Source organism: Parabacteroides sp. AF48-14 (genome assembly GCF_003477465.1).
GTDB classification, from domain to species: domain Bacteria; phylum Bacteroidota; class Bacteroidia; order Bacteroidales; family Tannerellaceae; genus Parabacteroides; species Parabacteroides acidifaciens.
The window spans coordinates 1-17,024 of record NZ_QUDI01000068.1 but is presented as its reverse complement, the minus strand read 5'-3'; the positions used below and the strand labels follow the sequence as shown (position 1 = coordinate 17,024).

Sequence of the window (17,024 nt, the reverse complement as noted above, 5' to 3'; positions counted from 1 at the left end):
AGGATTATAAGATACCTCTTGTTCCTTTACTCCAAAAGATGCAAATTCTTTATGGCGTCTTATGAAAGCCAATTTTTCTAATATTTCCTTTTTTTGATTCATAATCACTGACATGTAATTATCTACGTTTTCCGCTATTATCTTCGCTCAATTACAAATATATATCATAAGGACGAAACTTCGGAGCGTTCGGTCTTCCTTTTTTCTATGGTATGCTCAAAAGCAGTTTTTGCGGATGGTTGTTTGGGCGTTCCCCTTCGGGTCGGGCTTTCCGCTGCAAGTCCTCGCTATGCTGTGGGCTTTCCCCTGCAATCCCTAACGTGGGTGAAAGGGCTTTCACAGTCTTGCGCTTGCACCTTGGCGCACGGGCTGTCCCGTCCCGGCGTCCGTTTCCGACCATTCCGTGAGGCTGCATGGCCGAAGCCGGACATCGGGGCGGAAAGACAAACGGAACACATCCGTCCGTGCCGCCCGAAAGAGTTCCCCGGCGTTTGTCCGGCAGCCGAAACCTGACCGTGCTCCCATATACTTCTCCCGCCCGTATCTCCTTGCCTTGGGAAACGGGCGTTCCCGGCTCTCCGGAAGGCTTCTTCTTCCCGCACCCGGCAAGTAACTTACCATTGACTGGAATAGACTGACAGGGCATTTTTTCCCTAAGCTGATTGGAAAAACATTGACGAAGGTAGGCGGAGGTGAAAGCAAATCCGCAAAAAATGCCAAATCTCCACCCTGCGGGTAGTATTTACCATTTTTTCAGATGGTTGCAATTCACCTTTTCCGCTATCAATGATGGTCAATGTTCTTCCCAATCAGCCAAGGGAAAAAAATTGGTTGGGGCGACAAGCGATGAAAACAGAGTAATAACGATTAAAATTTGTGAGTTATGGCAACAACGAACAGCACCATCGAAAAGATTGCACCGATGTTCACCGATTTGTTAATCAAGAAAATCGAGTGCTTGAAAACGGATTGGCAAAAGCCGTGGATTGCGAGCCTTGAACAAGGTTTGCCCCGCAACATCAGAGGGACGCTCTATAACGGCGGAAATGTCTTGATGTTATTGTTCTACACCGAGTTCATGAAATTCACTTTGCCCGTGTTCCTCACGTTCAACCAAGCGAAGGAAGAGGATTTAAGTGTTTGCAAGGGCGCACGCTCGTTTCCCGTCTATTATTGGTTTAAGTTCGTGGTACACAAGGAAACGAAAAAGACAATCAAGTACGAGGAATACCGCAAGCTGCCCGCAACCGAGCAGGAAAATTACAAGGTCATCCCGCAGATGAAGTATTACAATGTCTTCAACATCGACCAGACCGATTTTGCCGAAAAGCAGCCCGAACGCTACGAGCGTATGAAAAAGGGGGAGCAACCCGAAGACTATTCGGACGGGATGATTTACGAGGCGTTGGACGAGCTTGTCTATCTGCAAAATTGGTATTGCCCCATCAAGGTGCAGTATTCGGACAGTGCCTACTATTCGCCCTCTTCCGACCATATCATTTGCCCGCAGCGTGAGCAGTTCCCGCAGGGAGCGGAATATTACGGCACGCTCCTGCACGAGATGGCGCACAGCACGGGAAGCCCCCAACGGCTGAACCGCACGTTCGGCAGCTTCTTCGGGGATGCGCTCTATGCCCGTGAGGAACTTGTCGCTGAACTTACCGCAGCCCTTTGCGGTGCGTTCTTCGGCTACGCAACCGCACCGCAGGAGAACAACGCCGCCTATCTGAAACACTGGCTCACCAAGCTAAAGGAAGAACCCGCCTTTTTGGTGGAGATATTGGGGGACGTGAACAAGGCGGCGAAGATGATTGCCGACAAGGTAACCGAACCGATAAACGAACCCGCAGCAGCCTAAGCGGGACAACAAAGGAACAAGAGTATAAACCAACGGGCGGAGCAGTCCGCCCCACTAAAGACATAAGACGATGAAAACATTATCGGAAAAGGAATTTAACGGGTTAAACATAAAAGCTATGTTTACCGAGAAGGTGGAACAGGCAAAAAAAGAACTGTCTCCACTCATGCAGGAGGTAAGGAAGTACATACCCCAAGCGGAATACGGCTACCACGTGGTAAGCGGTGAATACCCCGCATTTTACGGCGTGCGCATAGAGTTCACGTACAACGGCATCCGTTTCCATGTGTACAGGATAAACAAAGAGAACAAATACAGGATAGCCACCGACATGGAGCATTTTGAGTATGTCAACCGCTACGACATCGAAAGGGCGGGCAACCAATACGAAAAGCCGTGCAATATCGGCGTGTTCACCGCCAAGAAAATAAACGATTGGATAAACTACTGCACGCAGATATACAGGCAGGTGGAGCAGGAAAATGCGGAGAACTCGAAAAAGGTAGCCGACTTCTTGAAAAGTATCGAGAACGAACCCGTAAGCTGGGAACGTAGAAACTATGCGAAAGGGACGATAACCCGCAACGGCTTGCGCTTCACTTTCTACATAGAGAAAGGACACCTCTCCTTTGAACTGTCCCTAAGTTATCGGGGAACGGCTGATTACGACACTTTCCGGCTGTTGGCTGATAACCGCTATATCCCGAAAGGAAACTATTAAACAACCACGGGCGGAGCAATCCGCCCGACAAGACCCAAGAATATGAAAACGGCATTTGTTTACAAACGGATATACCGCCTAATCCTTTGGGCTTCGGTGGTTTATTTCCTCACCACCACCGCAGGGCGGTTTTTCGCCTTGTCGCTTGTCGTGGCTCTGTTTTACTTCGTGGCACGGCTTGTTCTCGCCCTTGCGTGGCGTCTGTTTGTCGGTTTCGTGTTCGTACTGATAATCATTCTTTTAATACTCTAAAATTTACCGATATGGAAACAAGGACATGGACAGAAAACGGAACACCCGTTACCAAGGAAAAGACGGTAGCCTTTTCGGGACACCGCACCAACCGTATAGCCAAGTTCACGGCAGACCGTGAGAAACTCTTCAGGGAGGTGGCGTTCGATACATTTGTAGCCATCGAGAGTTATTGCATCAAAAAAGGCTACGACACCTTTTTGTCGGGAATGTGCGAGGGCTTCGACCTTATCGCAGCAGAGGAAGTATTGAACCTTAAAAAGGAATACCCGCATATCCGTTTGAAATGCGTTGTCCCCTTCAAGGGACAAGCCGAGCGGTACACCCAAGCCGACAAGCGGCGTTACGACACCATTTTGGCGCAAGCCGATGAAGTGGTAACCTTGCAGGACGGATATACCGAGGGCTGTTTCCTACGACGTAACGACTACCTTTTGGAAAACTCCGCTTTTCTGATGGTCTATTACGATGCGGTAGCCGTGGGCGGTACGTTCTACACCCTCAAACGGGCGGTAGAGCAAAAGAAGAAGTTCGCGAACGTGTGCTATAACCGCAGGTAGCCCGCAAGGGCGGATTTTCCGCCCGCTACTTTCTTTCGTGAGCCGGAGCGGGGAAAGAAAGATAGCAAAGAAACCGATTGCCCGAACGGAACGGTTTGTCAAAAATCAAAAAGAACAAGAATAAACAATCAACTTAAAAATAACAGATTATGAAGACAAAAGCAAATCAATCAGCAGCAGAGAGAAACATCACGATGGTAGCATTGGCAGACATTCAGCCGAGCGGTTTCAACCCACGCAAGCGTTTCGATGAAACGAGCCTTTACGAGCTTGCCGAGAGCATCAAGCAGCAGGGCGTGTTGCAGCCCATCACCGTGCGACCCGTTGACGGGACAGACCGTTACGGGATTGTTTTCGGGGAACGCCGTTACCGTGCGTCCGTCATTGCGGGCAGGGACGAAATTCCCGCAATCGTAACCGAGTTGTCGGACGAGGAAGCCGAGGAAATGGCGATTACCGAGAACTTGCAGCGCAAGGACGTGACACCCGTGGAGGAAGCCGCAGCCTATCAGCGGCTTATCGAGAGCGGACGCCACACCGTGCAGACCTTGGCGCAACTCTTCGGAAAGAACGAGAACTACATCCGCACACGGCTGAAATTCACCGCCCTTATCCCCGAAATCGCCGCCCTCTTGGATGCGGATGAAATCACCATCAGCGTGGCGGCTGAAATCTGCCGATACGGGGAGGACATTCAGCGTGAGGTGTACGAGAAACATTTGCAGGACGAGGGAACGTACAACAGTTGGCGGGGACTGAAAGCCGCCGATGTCGCAAGGCGCATCGAACAGAACTTCACCACCGACCTGCAATACTACCGCTTTGACAAGACCGAGTGCGCCACGTGCGCACACAACACCAATAACTTGCTATTGTTCCGTGATGGCGGGTGCGGGCATTGCGCCAACCGCACGTGCCTTGCCGAGATGAACGCCTCTTTCCTCATGGAGCGAGCCGTGCAAATCATGCGGAACCAGCCGGAGGTGTCGCTCTGCCGTGACCGCTACACCGCCAACGAGACGGTGGTAGAACGGCTAACCGCTTCGGGCTACGAGGTGGAGACCCTTGACAGGTACACCGCCTTTCCAAACTGCCCGAAAGAACCCAAAGCCGAAAATTTCAACGACCCCGAACGCTACGGGGAAGCCCGCACCCGCTACGAGCAGCAATGGGCGGACTACATGGAGCAGGAGGAGGAAGTCACCCGCAGGAGCGGAGCGGGGGAAATCACCGTCTATGCCAAAATCGGGCAGAAGGAGATTACATTCTGTTACGTGGAGAACATGACCGAAGCGCAGACAGCGGACGGAACGCCCGCACCCGCACCGCTCTCACCCGTGGAGAAGTTGGAGAAGCAGGACGAGCGCAACAAGGAAATCGCACTCGAACGCACGGTGGAGGACACCAAGAAGCAAATCCTCGAAGCCGACATCACGGGCGGTAAGTTCAGTGCCGATGAAGATACCATGTTGTACTTCTTCCTTCTCTCCTCGCTCCGGAAGGAACACTTCGCAGCCGTGGGGATTGCGGAAGACAAGCAGTATATCACGGACGAGGACAAGATGGGGATTATCGGCAACCTCACCGTGAGGATGAAGACTATCATCCGCAGGGACTTCCTTGTAGCCAACTTCAAGGGAGCGTGCGGGAACAACACCGTGGCGACCCTCTTGCTTGACTTCGCACGCAGGCACATGCCGGAGGAACTCGCCAACATCGAAAGGGAGTACAACGGGGTGTACGAGAAGCGTCACCAGCGCATCGAGGAAAAGAAAGCCGTCCTATTGGTGCAGGAACGGGCAAGGGAGCGCAAGGTAACGCAACCCGAGGAACAACCGCAACCCGAAGAGATTGCAGCCTAAGGACAAAGGGCAGGGCGGAGAAATCCGCCCGCTACTTTCTTTCGTGAGCCGTGGCGAAAAAGAAAGATAGCAAAGAAACCGATTTTCAAACTTTCAAATTTTCAAACTTATGCGAACCGTACAGAGAACCTATACACTATTCGGCATTGCGGAACTGGAGGACGAAGCCCGTCAGAGAGCCTATACCGACTGGCTTGCCAAGGGAAACGATTACCCGTATGCTTCCGAGAACTGCGACACGCTCGAAGCCTTCTGCAACCTTTTCCGCATTGCCTGCACCAACTACCGTTACGACAGTTGCACATACGCTTACCGTTTCTATACCAAGCACGAGGCGGACACGGAGGAACTTTCAGGCGTCCGCTTGCTGGCTTACCTCTATAACAACCTCCATGCGGAGCTGTACAAGCCCAAGGTCTATTGGACGAAAGACCGCAAGAAAAGGCGCAGGAGCCGTATCTCCGTCACTTGCGAATGCCCCTTCACGGGCGTTGTGTCGGACGAAATCATCTTGCAGCCCCTCATGGACTTCATGCGCTCGCCCGACACACGGAATTTCAAGGAACTCATGCGTGACTGTCTGGAAAACTTCTTCCGCTCGTGCCGTGACGATTGCGAGTATTGCGAGAGCGAGGAGTATTTCACGGACGAGAGCCACAGGAATAATTGGGAGTACCTTATCGACGGGACACTTTTCAAGGAAACGGCATGAAGCGGGAAATCAGACAGAACGGGAAAACCGTCCTTTACAGCGAGGACGGTCATAGCATCCCCATGATATTCAACAACCTTGTCGGGAAGAACCTCAAAGGCAGGGAGTATTCGGACTATATCGCTTTCGTAGCCATTCCCGACATGGGATTTACCTACGGGAAGATAGCGTATTATTCGGATGGGAATTTAATCGCAACGGGGGAAATCACGCCATAACATCCCCCCTCTATGTTTCATCGCCGGAAGTCCGGGACGGGTAGCGATCCGCCCGGACTTCTTTTTTTACCCGCCCGTGGGAAAGGATTGACCCGATTTTCGGACGCACTTCTTTTTCTTTCGGTGAGCCGTGGGCGGGAAAAGACAAAGAAGCAAAAAGAAACCCCTTGACCCACCGGATTTTTTAGCCAAGCTCCACACTCATTTTTTAGCAAACCTACGGGGAAAAACGGACAAGTAGCAAGGCTGAACCTGACGGTTTTGCGCGCAATCTCCACACCTTCGGGTCGTATTCCACGCAAAAGCCTTGCATGAAGTCCGCTCTTTCCCCGTGCCCCAAAGCAAAAAATAAATGTTTCACTTTTAATTTTTTGCATTATGAATACACTGTCTTTTCCTCAAATCACCGTAAGTTACAAGGACGCTGACGCATCCAAGAGAGTTAGAATCCACTCTTCCAAGGAGTCTTACGACATCCTCAAGACCTTCTACGAGGACTGTATGCAGCACCACGAGGAGTGCTGGGCGATGTACCTGAACGGCGCAGGCAGGCTGCTGGGCGTCTCGTGCGTCTCACGCAGCGGCATGAACAGCACGGTGGTGGACATACGCATCGTCCTCCAGACGGCTCTCGTCTCCCACGCCTCGGGAATCATCCTCTCGCACAACCACCCGTCCGGCTCGACCGTGGCGAGCACGCCGGACAACAACCTGACCAGCCAGTTGAAGAAAGGCTGCGAGGCAATTGGCATACAGCTTTTGGACCACATCATACTGACCGAGGACACCTACCTCAGCTACATGGACGAGGGGATGCTTTAAGCGTCCCCTTTTTTGCTCGCTATCCTTTTTGCACTTCTTTTCTTTCGTGAGCGGGGCGGGAAAAGAACAAGAAGCAAAAGAAACCGGAAAGCGGCAGGGCGGATATGAAAAAAGCATCCCGAAGGATGCTTTCCATTTCGTCTGCTGCACAGCTCACGCTACATCTTCAATCCCCGTTTCCGCTCCTGCCGGATGTCGGAGAAGGAGAACTTCCCCGTCTCCTTGTCGAACTTCACCGACTTGTCCTTCTGCACGCCGTCCGGCGTCTCCATCCGTTTCACCTCCAGCGGCTTCCCGTTGTAGAAGTCCGTCATTTGCCGGTAGCTGAACTTTTCTCCCGTCAGGCTTTCCATCAGGCTGTTCAGCGTGTAGATGCTGTCTTGGTTACGCACGCTCTCCGGCACGAACTCCGGGTGGTTCCTCACCCAGTCCGGGTACAGTGTCTTCGCCATCAGGCAGACCTCCGGCGAGCGTTCCGCCCACGGGATCATCATCAGCGACTCCCGGCTGTGGGCGGCGCACCTGACATACACATCGGGCGTGAGCAGGCTTTTCGGCACTCCGCCACGACCGACGGCGGACATCCCCGACGTTTCCACCGCCACCCGCACCCGCTCCGGCGTTTGCAGGTGCACGGGCAGGATGCTGATGCACCTGCCGTCCAGCGGCAGCAGGAAGTCCGCCATTTCGCCGTTCATCACCTCCGGGCGGATAGCCACCGCCACCCCGTAGAGTTCTTCCGGGTTGTTCTCCCGGCACTCCTTCAGCACCTCCATGCACACCTCCGGGGACGGGATATGCTGGACCAGCCCCCGGTGGAAGTCGTTCCCGAATCCCGCTTCCGTTTCCAGCGCCTTCCGGCACAGTTCCGGAGTCTTCATCTCCTCGGGCACGTTCTCCAACTGCCAGCCGTCCTCTTCAACGGCGGCACGGCAGACCTCCGCCGTGCGGTCGTGCCTGCATATCATCTCTAAAGGCACCTGATACATTCTTTCTTCTCGTTCCATGTTTTTACATTTTTTCTTGTTATAAACCCCTTTAAACATCCACCGACAACACGCACATCCATCCGCCGCTCTCCTCGTCCGGCGTCCAGCATCTCGCCCGGACATGGCAATAGCCTCATTCTCTATCCACTCCAGCAGGCTTTCCGCTTCATCGCATTCCGTTTCCGCCAGCAGTTTTCTATCCGCCTCCGAGAGCAGCGACTTTATGTTCACGAACTCACGCACCTCCGGGTATTGCGGCAGCGTGTCCGGCACGTCGATATGCACAAAGTATTTCCGGAAATAAAACCGGATTTTCCCGCTTTTCCGTTCCACGCCCCGGGCTGGACAAGGTGGCGGCACTTCTGTTTTCATCCGCCTTCCGGCATCGTGCACACGGTATCTTTGCAGCGTCAGCGTGCAGCACGGTGTCCCGTCCCTGCGCAGGTGAAATCCCCGTTCCGTCACCCGGAACAGCTCGTGCTCCACGACCCGGCGCATGGTCCGGCAGTCGTCCTTCATGTCTTCCCAGACCTCCCCGGCGGAAACCGTCTCCAGCATGGCGAGCGTTTTCTCCGACAGCAGGTTTTCCGGACATATATTGTCCCCCGCTTGTGGAAGGACAATGTCCGTCCGCCACTTCGAGGCATGCAGGGCTTCGGAAAATTCCGGTATGTCGAGGTATAAAACCAGATCATTCCGTTCCATCCCCGTCCTCCTTGTCGTTGTCCGCATTGAAGTCGAACTCCAGCTCGACCGCCTGACCGTCCGAGTCCTCCACCCAGACGGTGAAGCCGCTCTGTTCGTCCGACAGCGGGGTGTAATAGAGCCGGAACGTCTCTTTCTCCAGCGGGTAGCGGTCATTGGGCAGCAACGCCGTGCCGTCGTCCAGTTTGAGCGTGCCTTCCCCGTCGAAGAGGAACCAGCGGATCGTGTACCGGGTGTCCTCCCAGCGTCCTTCCCGTTTCAGCTCGCACCGTATCTCCGCCGTCTCGTTCACTTTCAGCTCCTTCGGGACGGGCATCGTCTCTACCGTGAACGGGTATTTCGTCTGAATGTCCAGCCCGTCATTACAGGCTGCGACCAGCACGAGGGCGGCCACGATGTAGCAGCCCGTGAGCATTTGATAGATTATCTTTTTCATATACTTTGCAATCAATCAGTTGTTATCGAATCATAAAACGTATTCCCACGCCGACCTGCGTGTGGAACTTCCCGCAGTCGCCACCGAACAGCACCCGTTGGCGACCGTTTACCAGCAAGACAATCTTGTCCGTCACGTAGGCGGACAGCTCCAGCGTCAGCGCACCCCCGTAGATGAAATTGTCTTCATCCGTGAGCCGGGAGCCGTCCGGCAGCAGGCTCTCGCCCCAGTTCACCGTCTCGTACCCGGCAAGGGTGGACAGCCCCAGTGCGGCGAAGAACGTCTTCTTCCGGTCTGACAGGAAGTTCAGGTAATAGCCGCCCTCGCCCGTGAACTGGCTCGCCGGATAGAGGCAGTCCCGGTAGCCGTACCGCTTCTCCAAGTATTCCGCACCGACCACCCAATGGTGGGCGTTCTTCGTGTAGGTGCTCACCGCTATCCCGGCGTGGTAGCCGAAGCCGTCGCCGTTTTTCCAGCGCATGTTGTCCGACAGCCCACCCGTGAGCTGTATGCCCCTCATTCCGGGCAGGCACCGTTGGGCGTGTGCCCGGTTGAAAGTCAGGCACACCCCGAAAAGCAGGATAATGAACAGTAACCTTTTCATCGCTTACTTGATTTTCAGTTCGTTAATCTGTCTTGCCGCCACGAGGTCGGCGTTCTCCACCCGGATGGTCTGGTGCCTGCCGCCGTCCTTCTCGAACAGCTCGATGACCAGCAGCTTGTCGTCCGGTATGGTGAACTGCGGGACGGCATACACCGTGCGCACGTCGCTTTTCCCCTCCGTCACCAGCACCTCGTTGTAGCTGCGCACCGGGTCTATCACCCGTTCCTGAATGGCGGTGCGCTTCGGCACTTTCTTGTCCACGATCTTGAACCGGATAAAGTCCGTCCGGAAAGCCACGTTCGACCTGTTCCTCGTTTCCGTGTGGAAATAGAACAGCCCGTTGTGCGAGTGGACGGATTTCAGGAGGAACTGCACCCCGAAGCGTTTGCAGCCCAAGTGCCGGATCTCCCGCCTGTCCTCCTTGTAGATGCTCTGCATGATCAGCTTCACCAAGAGCGGGCTTTCGCCCGCCAGCTCACGGAAATGGATGTTCATGCGGGTATGCGAAAAGTCCGTCGTGTCCCCGTTCTCCAAAAAATCCTTCATCTCGATGTTCAGCATCTCCGGCTCATGCGCATACCGGGCATTGAACGAGTAGAAACTCCCGTCCTCGCAGATGACGGAAAAGTTCGTTTCCCCCGGAAACCCTTCGGTCGTCGCCTTCACCCGGATCACGTTCTCCGCACCGTCCGCTTTCCCGGCGATAATCCGGTCGCTTCCCAAATCCACGTACCGCACCGCCGAGGGGAAGATGATATGCACCGTCTTGGCGAACGTCACCTGCACCCCGTGGGGCGTAACCATCTGCCGGTAGGGTAGCTTCCGTGTAATCCCCTGATACAGGTCGTTGCCCGTGGTCCGCCGTATCGTATCATTCACTTGTGCGTTCGCACCCGTCACCATGCCCACAAGCAGGGCGACCCATCCAAAAATCTTTTTCATTGTCTTTACTTTTTAATGGTTTTATAATTTATTGATTTATTGTTGTTTGGCGTAGAGCATCAGCGGATCACCCGCTTTCAGGTGCACCTTTACCGTGCGGAATTTCTTGGCGAGGTACTGGCTGCCGCCCTGCATCAGCCCACGGGTGATGTCCATCGCCACCTGTTGCCCGGCGCTCCGTGCGAACGAGATGCTCGTTCCCAGCCCGCCGCCGATGTTCGCCATCGCCTCCTTTGCCGCTTCCCGCTCCAGTGAGGTTTCTATGCACAGCCCTTTCATTCCCTCGTTGTCATAGACCGCCAACTCCACCGGCAATATGTTACCTTGGTACTGGACGGACGATACCGTGATGTCGAGCCGTTCCCCCTGCACCTTGCCTGTACCGGATACCACCGTATTGCGTGGGATAATCAGGTTTCCCGCCTGCAACGGTTCGAGCAGCCGGAGCTTCACCTGTTGACCGTCCATAACCGTCTGGTCTTGGTGGATGCAGGCGGCTATCGTGTTCTTCCCGAGGGCGTACCCGCTGCCCACCGCCGTGTTGAAGCCGTAGTTCCTCGGCTGGCTGTACCGCCGCATGAACTCCGCATCGCTTAGGGGCTGTCGCAGCCCCGATACCGTCCGCTCCCGTGCCGCCTGCACCGCCACGGCGGGCTGTCCCAGACCGTTGCCGCCCTGCCCGGTGGCGGGTGCCTGCACGGTTGCGCCGTCCTGCCCGTTCTGCCCCATGTACTTGGCGGCAAGCTCGTAGCTCTTCTCCATCAGTGCCACCTGATCGTCGATTCCGCCCGCCTGCCGTTCCCTTTCTTCCAGTTTGGCGGTCAGCTCCTCCACCTGCCTTTTCAGCTCCTCCTTTTCCCCGTCCACCTTCGGCTCCTCGTAGAACGAGCCGAGTTTCCGGTTGATGTCCCGGTAGGCGGCGACGGAGGAGCGGCCGCCGCTGTTGCCCGAGTAGTCCCTGAACGGTTCCCGTTCCGGCTCGCTGTCCGGCAGTTCCATTTCCACCCTGTCCGTATCGCTCTCTTCGGAGAAGGCGAAGTCCTCCAGCGAGCGCACCTTCTCCGCCTGCCGCCTTTCCGCCTGCGCCTGCTCGTAGGCTTTCCGCTTGTCGCCGATGATCCCGTCGTTCTCCGGCAGGGGGATGTCGGCGTTGAACGCCCCCACGGTGTCCCGGTTCACGTCCCGCTCTTCCGAGGTGCGAATATCAGCCACATCGAGCCGAGGAACAGCAAGCCCATCAGCGGATATACCATCAGCTTTTTCCGTTGCTGCAACTGTTTCGGGGTGAGCGGCTTGGCAGTCTTCTTCTCCTTTTTCCCGCCGCCCTTGTCCTCTTTCTTTCCGTTCCCCGTCTCCGGGGCTGCGGCATCCGCCGCCTTTACGTGCTGCGTTGCCGTTGCTTTTTCTTGGTTCTGTTCTTCCATCATGTCAAAAATTTATGGTTGTCCTACATTCTGATTCTCCTTCCCGGAGGCTTCCTTCTGCCTGTCTCTCCGGTTTGTCGCTTGCCGGGCGGCTCCTTTTGTTCCCGCCCGACCGACACCGTGGGGCTTGCCCGGTTGTCCGCCCGCAGGTGCGCAGCCTTCCGTTCCCGGCTTGCCGCCTTTTCGGGGAACAGCCTCGCTTCCAGACCTGCCAGTTCTTTCGCCGCACGCTCCCGGATGGCACGGTTGTGGCGTCCGATGGCGGCTTCCGGGTAGTCACGGGAGAGGTCGCCGTTGTCCTCGCTCAGGTGGTAGTCCCACCTCAGCCGGGCGATGCCGGCAAAGTCCTCCGTCAGCCCGTACTTCTCCACCGTCTCCTTCGGTACTTCCCGCTGACCGTCCCAGCCGTGGCGGGCGAGCCCGTGGAGCAGCGCCCGTTCCGCCTTCACCGCTTCCAGATAGTCGCCGGGCAGTCTGCCGCCCGTCTTCCTCTCGTAAAGGGCGGCGGCTTGCCGCATCAGCTTTCCCCGCTCGTCCGCCTCCCGCAACTCGATCTGTTCCATGACGGTGTGGTTGTCGCCCCGCATCTCCTCGTTCCATTCCCGGCTCAGTTCTTCGAGCCTGCGGTAGCCTTCCGCCAGCCCGTGGCGGATGGCCACCGAGTCGTCCGGTTTCTCGCCTTTCAAGGCAAGCCTTTTCAGTGCGTCGAGGTCGCCCTCCCTCATGCAGCAGTTCAGCAGCCGGTGCGCCGCATCCCGTTCCGCCTGCGCTTCGGGGGATAACGGCTGCGGGGCGTTGCGCCTCGTGTACTCGTACTCCAGCACCTTGTATTGCGCCGACAGACGCAGCATCGGGCTTTCCGCCGCCTCCTTCACGCTCCGGGGGATTGCCGTCCCCTCACGCATCCCGTAACGGGTCTCTTTCAGGGCGTCCATGACCGCCCGCCATTCGGGATAGCCCGTCTGGTACACGTACCGGAAGAACCTGTGTTCCAGCAGCAGCTCCGCCTGTTTCCTTGTCACCTCCGGGCAGTCCCGGTAGTCCCTGACGGACTGGAGGATTGCGCCGGCATCCGCACGCCTCTTTTTCAGCAGGCTTCCGAAATACGCCGTTACCTGCCTCATGTTCCGCTCCTCCTGCCGCTCCCGGCGGCGGAGCAGCCACTCACTCAACCTCTCCACCAGTCCCATGCCGTCCGCTTTCAAAGGGGTTGACAATACTGTCATTGGGTAGTTGCAGGCGCCTGATATGCTCTATCCCCAGTTCCTTCCCGTCGTTCCTTCCGATGCGGTAGATGGCGGAGACGGTCATATAGACCGACAGTGCGCCGAACGCCACCAGCATCACGAGGATGATTGCCACACGCATGTCGGGCGAGATACGCCCGGCGAGGCGGCGGAGCTTCCCGTCCGCCCAATCCTGCGCCTTTACGATGAACTTGCCTATCATGTCCGTCAGCGTTTGAGGGTCTGCAAATCCTTGTTCTCCGTGACCTCGAAGCCCTCGATGATGAAGCCCTGCGGGTTGTTGTCGCTCCTGACCGCATCCAGCAGGCGGCAGCGGGTCACAAGGCTGCGCTCCGTAACCGAGCTTTCCCGCAGGATGATCTGCCGGGCGAATGTCCGCACGCTGTACGGGTACTTGTCGAAGTCGCACCGCAGGCTGTCTATCTCTATCATCTGGTTGATGTTCCCCGAGATTATCCGGTTGTAATACCCCTTTTCCGAGAGGTCCTTGTAGTAGTTGAAGGCGCTCTTGTCCGCCAGCAGCAGCGAGCGTTTGATGTTGCCCTCGATAGCCGACTTGTCGGGCGAGAGCGTGAAGAACAGCTCGTGGAAGCGGCGCACGTGCTCCCGTGCCTCCACCGGGCGGTTCTGCCGCACGTCCTGCGAGAGTGCCAGCATCAGGCTCTTGCCGTTGTCCAGCACGTAGATCTTCTGCCGCTGCGCCTCGGCGAAGCTGTACGACTTCCACAGGGCGAAGCCCGTCACCACGGCGCACAGGCTGGCGAATACCAGCGTGAAGAGCCGTATCTGCCTGAAGCTCGTTTCTATATTTTTCAAACTTTTAAATTCCATGTTTCCGGTTTTTTATTCGTTATGACTCATGTTCTTGGGACATCCGCCGCTACTTGATGATTTTTCCGGCGATGTTCCCCACGGCTGCGCCCGCACCCGCTGCGGCGACGTTGCCTACCTTCGTGGCGGTCTGGTTCATCGCACGGTTGGCGTGGCTCACCCCGCCCGCCATGATGATCCAGTTGGCGACGGTCGGTATGGTGAAGTACCCGAATATCCCGATGATTAAAAAGATGATGTACACCGTGTTCGAGCTGTCCGGGATGAAGGTCGGGTCGCTCATCGCCTCGATGTCACGGGTGAGCATCAGCACTTGGATGCGTGCCAGCACCGAGCTGAACAGGTCGCTCACGGGCAGCCACATGTAGATGGAGATGTACCTCGTTATCCACTGCGTGAGCGTGCTCTGGAACCCGTCATAGACCGAGAGGGCGAACGCTATCGGACCGAGGATGGAGAGGGCGATCAGGAAGAACGTCCGTATCGTGTCGATCACCAGCGCAGCCGACTGGAACAGCAGTTCGAGCAGTTCTTGGAACCACAGCCGGATGCTCCGCTTCATGTTGTACTCCGTCCGGTCGATGTACATCACCGCCATCGTCTTCAAGTCCTTGGGCGACCAGCCCAGCTCGTCGAGCTTCTTGTCGAAGTCCTCCTTGCTCGCCAGATACGCCTTCTCCGGGTCACGCCGGAACGCCTCCCTCTCCAGCGTCTCCTTCTGTTCCCGGTATCGGTTCATGTCGAGGTCTGTGATTCGAGCATCCCGTGGCAGCCCTTCACCACGGGCGAGAGCACCGTGTTGATCGTGCCGATGACGAAGGTGGGGAAGAAGAGGATGCACAGCCCGATGGCGAACGGGCGCAGCAGCGGGTACACGTCGATGGGCTCGGCACGGGCGAGCGCCTGCCACACCTTGGCGGCTACGTAGAACAGCGCACCCAGCCCGGCGATTCCCTTGGCTACACCCGTCAGCTTCTCGCAGAGCGGCATCATGTCCTGATACAATGCCTGCAATATCTCGTGCAGGTTCGTGAAGTCTATCGCTAACAACATAGTCCTGTATTTTTATTATATGTACGCATACATTATTATATATTTGCCCGCCTCACCAGTAACGGTCTTCCGCATCCCCGTAGAGAGCCACCACCCGGTCGGCGTCCTTTTTCTTCTTCGCCCGCAGGTAGCTCACCGAGATGTTCTTGTCCGTGTAATACTGCACGAGGTTGCGGTACTCCAGCAGCCGCTTGTAGCTCTGGTCGATGATCGCCAGCCGCTCGGCGTCCGAGAGCGACATCCCCGTCACGTTCACCACGTTCTTCAAATCTTGCAGGATGTCCGCGCTCTCGGAGAGCAGCTTGGCGTACCCGAACGAGATGGTTGACAGCTCGTCCGGCGTGTAGTTCGGGTCGCCGAGCATCTTCTGGTAGTTGCGCACGTAGATTTCCGAGATGTCCGCCACCATCTCGATGGACTTCTTCACCTTCACGCCGCCTTTCACCACGTCATGCACCGCCTTGAGCGCATCGTAATACTTCCGTCCCTGCTCGAATATCTTCGCCGTCTCCTTGAACCCGTCCAGCGTGTGCTGTGCGGTGGCGGAGGTCTCCACGATCTCCTTGGTCGTGTTGATGATGCCCTGCGCCAGATTGCCGGGATCGTGTACGACCCACTGGGCGTTGGCCGCACCTGCCGTCAGGCACGCCACGCCCACGATGATTGCCTTTATCGTTCTCATGTCCTTACTGTTTTAGGGTTCCGTCACTCTTTCTCCTGTACTCTCCGCCCGGCGACAGCCGGATGCGGTCTTTCTCCCGGTCATAGTCCATCATCACGGCGAAGCCCGTCTCGATGAACAGCACCCCTTCCGTTTCCCGGACGAGGTAGGTCTCCGCTTCACTGCCGCCCGTGTGGTTCCTGTGCATGACCGTCACACGGTACCTGCCGTCCTCTTCCCAGAGGGTGAAGGGCGGCTTTCCGCCCGTGCTGACCCATTCGCCGCACATCTTTTCCAACCGTTCCGCATTTGTCTCCTTGCAGGAAATGACAAACGCCAGCGCCGCCGTCACCGCCGACAGCAGCAGGATTAAATTCAATCGTCTCATCTTGATTCCGTTTTTTTAAGTTTTACAAAATTTTATTCTCTCCATGCCGTTTAGCCGTTTGTACATCCAGCCGTTTAGCCAGCCAGCCGTTTAACCGTTTGACCGTTTAGCCGTTTGGTCAATCATCCGACCCTTCAGCCGTTCGTCCGGTCAATCAACAACCCGTCCGGCAACCTGTCCGCCACTTCAGCGCATCGGCACATTATTTATACTTCGTCTCTGCCAGCCGCTTGATGGCAAGTTCCAAGTCGCCGCCCAGCTCTTCCGCCAGTGCGAACACCTCCGTCTTCTCGCTCTCCTCGGTGGTATAGGTCAGGTACTCGGCAGCCGACACCTCCGTGGCGTACACCGCCGACTGCACCCCGTTCAGACCGATCCACACCTCCTTGTACTTCCGTCCGGGATGGTTGGAGAGGTTGATGGAGAGTATCTGCGACTTCTCCTTGTCCGTCAGACCGAGCATCGACTGGATGCCGTCGAACTTGTTCATGTACTTCTTCTGGTCCAAAAGGATCTTGCAGTCCGAGTTGGTGATGATAGCCTCCTTCACGATGGGGGACGAGATAATATCATCGACTTCCTGCGTGACGACAATCGCCTCGCCGAAATATTTCCTGACAGTCTTGTGTAGCTAAGCACCCAGCGCCTTATCATATTCCTATGACAGGTTTCCAAATGCTCGCCCCCGAACCGGACTTACACCTCTCAGCGTATCCGGCTCTCCACTAATTTCAGTCTA

18 protein-coding genes and 3 pseudogenes are annotated in these 17,024 nt (G+C 56.1%); 8 read left to right on the top strand and 13 right to left on the bottom strand.

Translation table 11 applies throughout. From position 1 onward, the window contains the following. Positions 1–205 precede the first annotated feature (205 nt). On the bottom strand, positions 206–646 hold the full coding sequence (locus DW083_RS20890; RefSeq protein WP_117913028.1) for a hypothetical protein: 441 nt from the start codon (positions 644–646) through the stop codon (positions 206–208). Positions 647–883: 237 nt separating this feature from the next. On the opposite strand from DW083_RS20890, the gene DW083_RS20885 reads away from it, so the two are divergent. From DW083_RS20885 to DW083_RS20845, 8 genes are all read left to right on the top strand, one after another. Further along, entirely contained in the window at positions 884–1,858 is a 975-nt protein-coding gene (locus DW083_RS20885; protein ID WP_117971476.1) for an ArdC family protein, read from the top strand. Between the two features lie 70 nt (positions 1,859–1,928). Next, complete coding sequence (locus DW083_RS20880; RefSeq protein WP_117913024.1) at positions 1,929–2,579, top strand: hypothetical protein; 651 nt, start codon at positions 1,929–1,931, stop codon at positions 2,577–2,579. Between the two features lie 42 nt (positions 2,580–2,621). Then, on the top strand, positions 2,622–2,831 hold the full coding sequence (locus DW083_RS20875) for a hypothetical protein (protein WP_009017693.1): 210 nt from the start codon (positions 2,622–2,624) through the stop codon (positions 2,829–2,831). Positions 2,832–2,842: 11 nt separating this feature from the next. Then, a complete protein-coding gene (locus DW083_RS20870; RefSeq protein WP_032581444.1) occupies positions 2,843–3,391 on the top strand; it encodes an SLOG family protein in 549 nt (182 codons plus the stop codon). A 149-nt stretch (positions 3,392–3,540) separates the two neighbouring features. After that, entirely contained in the window at positions 3,541–5,253 is a 1,713-nt protein-coding gene (locus DW083_RS20865; RefSeq protein ID WP_117913022.1) for a ParB/RepB/Spo0J family partition protein, read from the top strand. Positions 5,254–5,362: 109 nt separating this feature from the next. Continuing rightward, positions 5,363–5,965: a hypothetical protein gene (locus DW083_RS20860; RefSeq protein ID WP_122333729.1), complete on the top strand. Its 603-nt coding sequence runs from the start codon at positions 5,363–5,365 to the stop codon at positions 5,963–5,965. Beyond that, complete coding sequence (locus DW083_RS20855; RefSeq protein ID WP_118032923.1) at positions 5,962–6,183, top strand: hypothetical protein; 222 nt, start codon at positions 5,962–5,964, stop codon at positions 6,181–6,183. Before DW083_RS20860 ends, DW083_RS20855 begins: the two co-directional genes overlap by 4 nt. A gap of 378 nt (positions 6,184–6,561) precedes the next feature. Then, on the top strand, positions 6,562–7,005 hold the full coding sequence (locus DW083_RS20845) for a RadC family protein (RefSeq protein WP_004326124.1): 444 nt from the start codon (positions 6,562–6,564) through the stop codon (positions 7,003–7,005). Positions 7,006–7,163: 158 nt separating this feature from the next. Here DW083_RS20845 and DW083_RS20840 read toward each other — a convergent pair whose 3' ends face one another. From DW083_RS20840 to DW083_RS20780, 12 genes and pseudogenes are all read right to left on the bottom strand, one after another. Next, on the bottom strand, positions 7,164–8,012 hold the full coding sequence (locus DW083_RS20840) for a hypothetical protein (protein WP_117873692.1): 849 nt from the start codon (positions 8,010–8,012) through the stop codon (positions 7,164–7,166). A gap of 673 nt (positions 8,013–8,685) precedes the next feature. Continuing rightward, positions 8,686–9,135 carry a DUF3872 domain-containing protein gene (locus tag DW083_RS20830; protein WP_117873658.1) on the bottom strand — a complete coding sequence of 150 codons (450 nt, stop codon included), beginning with the start codon at positions 9,133–9,135 and terminating at the stop codon, positions 8,686–8,688. Positions 9,136–9,157: 22 nt separating this feature from the next. Further along, entirely contained in the window at positions 9,158–9,739 is a 582-nt protein-coding gene (locus tag DW083_RS20825) for a conjugal transfer protein TraO (RefSeq protein WP_117913013.1), read from the bottom strand. Between the two features lie 3 nt (positions 9,740–9,742). Then, on the bottom strand, positions 9,743–10,681 hold the full coding sequence (traN, locus tag DW083_RS20820) for a conjugative transposon protein TraN (protein ID WP_117913011.1): 939 nt from the start codon (positions 10,679–10,681) through the stop codon (positions 9,743–9,745). Between the two features lie 36 nt (positions 10,682–10,717). After that, a pseudogene (gene traM, locus DW083_RS20815) lies at positions 10,718–12,108 on the bottom strand (conjugative transposon protein TraM). A 20-nt stretch (positions 12,109–12,128) separates the two neighbouring features. After that, entirely contained in the window at positions 12,129–13,295 is a 1,167-nt protein-coding gene (locus DW083_RS20810) for a hypothetical protein (protein WP_117913007.1), read from the bottom strand. Beyond that, positions 13,270–13,554 carry a TraL conjugative transposon family protein gene (locus tag DW083_RS20805; protein ID WP_117913005.1) on the bottom strand — a complete coding sequence of 95 codons (285 nt, stop codon included), beginning with the start codon at positions 13,552–13,554 and terminating at the stop codon, positions 13,270–13,272. The genes DW083_RS20810 and DW083_RS20805 overlap by 26 nt, the downstream gene beginning before the upstream one ends. A 5-nt stretch (positions 13,555–13,559) precedes the next feature. Further along, complete coding sequence (gene traK, locus DW083_RS20800; protein WP_009017677.1) at positions 13,560–14,183, bottom strand: conjugative transposon protein TraK; 624 nt, start codon at positions 14,181–14,183, stop codon at positions 13,560–13,562. A gap of 49 nt (positions 14,184–14,232) precedes the next feature. Then, positions 14,233–15,236: pseudogene (traJ, locus tag DW083_RS20795) on the bottom strand (conjugative transposon protein TraJ). 52 nt (positions 15,237–15,288) lie between these two features. Beyond that, positions 15,289–15,918 carry a DUF4141 domain-containing protein gene (locus tag DW083_RS20790; RefSeq protein ID WP_004327366.1) on the bottom strand — a complete coding sequence of 210 codons (630 nt, stop codon included), beginning with the start codon at positions 15,916–15,918 and terminating at the stop codon, positions 15,289–15,291. A 4-nt stretch (positions 15,919–15,922) separates the two neighbouring features. Then, the gene (locus DW083_RS20785; RefSeq protein ID WP_010992658.1) at positions 15,923–16,285 is read right to left on the bottom strand and encodes a DUF3876 domain-containing protein; all 363 of its coding nucleotides are present in this window, start codon (positions 16,283–16,285) and stop codon (positions 15,923–15,925) included. A gap of 202 nt (positions 16,286–16,487) precedes the next feature. Further along, a pseudogene (locus DW083_RS20780) lies at positions 16,488–16,916 on the bottom strand (TraG family conjugative transposon ATPase); the annotation flags it as partial. Between the last annotated feature and the right edge of the window lie 108 nt (positions 16,917–17,024).

What these genes read in the sequence shown, in the direction of transcription:
- DW083_RS20890 (WP_117913028.1), bottom strand. Translation starts at nt 646, where the DNA reads ATGCCCTGTCAGTCTATTCCAGTCAATGGTAAGTTACTTGCCGGGTGC.
- DW083_RS20885 (WP_117971476.1), top strand. Translation starts at nt 884, where the DNA reads ATGGCAACAACGAACAGCACCATCGAAAAGATTGCACCGATGTTCACC.
- DW083_RS20880 (WP_117913024.1), top strand. Translation starts at nt 1,929, where the DNA reads ATGAAAACATTATCGGAAAAGGAATTTAACGGGTTAAACATAAAAGCT.
- DW083_RS20875 (WP_009017693.1), top strand. Translation starts at nt 2,622, where the DNA reads ATGAAAACGGCATTTGTTTACAAACGGATATACCGCCTAATCCTTTGG.
- DW083_RS20870 (WP_032581444.1), top strand. Translation starts at nt 2,843, where the DNA reads ATGGAAACAAGGACATGGACAGAAAACGGAACACCCGTTACCAAGGAA.
- DW083_RS20865 (WP_117913022.1), top strand. Translation starts at nt 3,541, where the DNA reads ATGAAGACAAAAGCAAATCAATCAGCAGCAGAGAGAAACATCACGATG.
- DW083_RS20860 (WP_122333729.1), top strand. Translation starts at nt 5,363, where the DNA reads ATGCGAACCGTACAGAGAACCTATACACTATTCGGCATTGCGGAACTG.
- DW083_RS20855 (WP_118032923.1), top strand. Translation starts at nt 5,962, where the DNA reads ATGAAGCGGGAAATCAGACAGAACGGGAAAACCGTCCTTTACAGCGAG.
- DW083_RS20845 (WP_004326124.1), top strand. Translation starts at nt 6,562, where the DNA reads ATGAATACACTGTCTTTTCCTCAAATCACCGTAAGTTACAAGGACGCT.
- DW083_RS20840 (WP_117873692.1), bottom strand. Translation starts at nt 8,012, where the DNA reads ATGGAACGAGAAGAAAGAATGTATCAGGTGCCTTTAGAGATGATATGC.
- DW083_RS20830 (WP_117873658.1), bottom strand. Translation starts at nt 9,135, where the DNA reads ATGAAAAAGATAATCTATCAAATGCTCACGGGCTGCTACATCGTGGCC.
- DW083_RS20825 (WP_117913013.1), bottom strand. Translation starts at nt 9,739, where the DNA reads ATGAAAAGGTTACTGTTCATTATCCTGCTTTTCGGGGTGTGCCTGACT.
- traN (WP_117913011.1), bottom strand. Translation starts at nt 10,681, where the DNA reads ATGAAAAAGATTTTTGGATGGGTCGCCCTGCTTGTGGGCATGGTGACG.
- DW083_RS20810 (WP_117913007.1), bottom strand. Translation starts at nt 13,295, where the DNA reads ATGGGACTGGTGGAGAGGTTGAGTGAGTGGCTGCTCCGCCGCCGGGAG.
- DW083_RS20805 (WP_117913005.1), bottom strand. Translation starts at nt 13,554, where the DNA reads ATGATAGGCAAGTTCATCGTAAAGGCGCAGGATTGGGCGGACGGGAAG.
- traK (WP_009017677.1), bottom strand. Translation starts at nt 14,183, where the DNA reads ATGGAATTTAAAAGTTTGAAAAATATAGAAACGAGCTTCAGGCAGATA.
- DW083_RS20790 (WP_004327366.1), bottom strand. Translation starts at nt 15,918, where the DNA reads ATGAGAACGATAAAGGCAATCATCGTGGGCGTGGCGTGCCTGACGGCA.
- DW083_RS20785 (WP_010992658.1), bottom strand. Translation starts at nt 16,285, where the DNA reads ATGAGACGATTGAATTTAATCCTGCTGCTGTCGGCGGTGACGGCGGCG.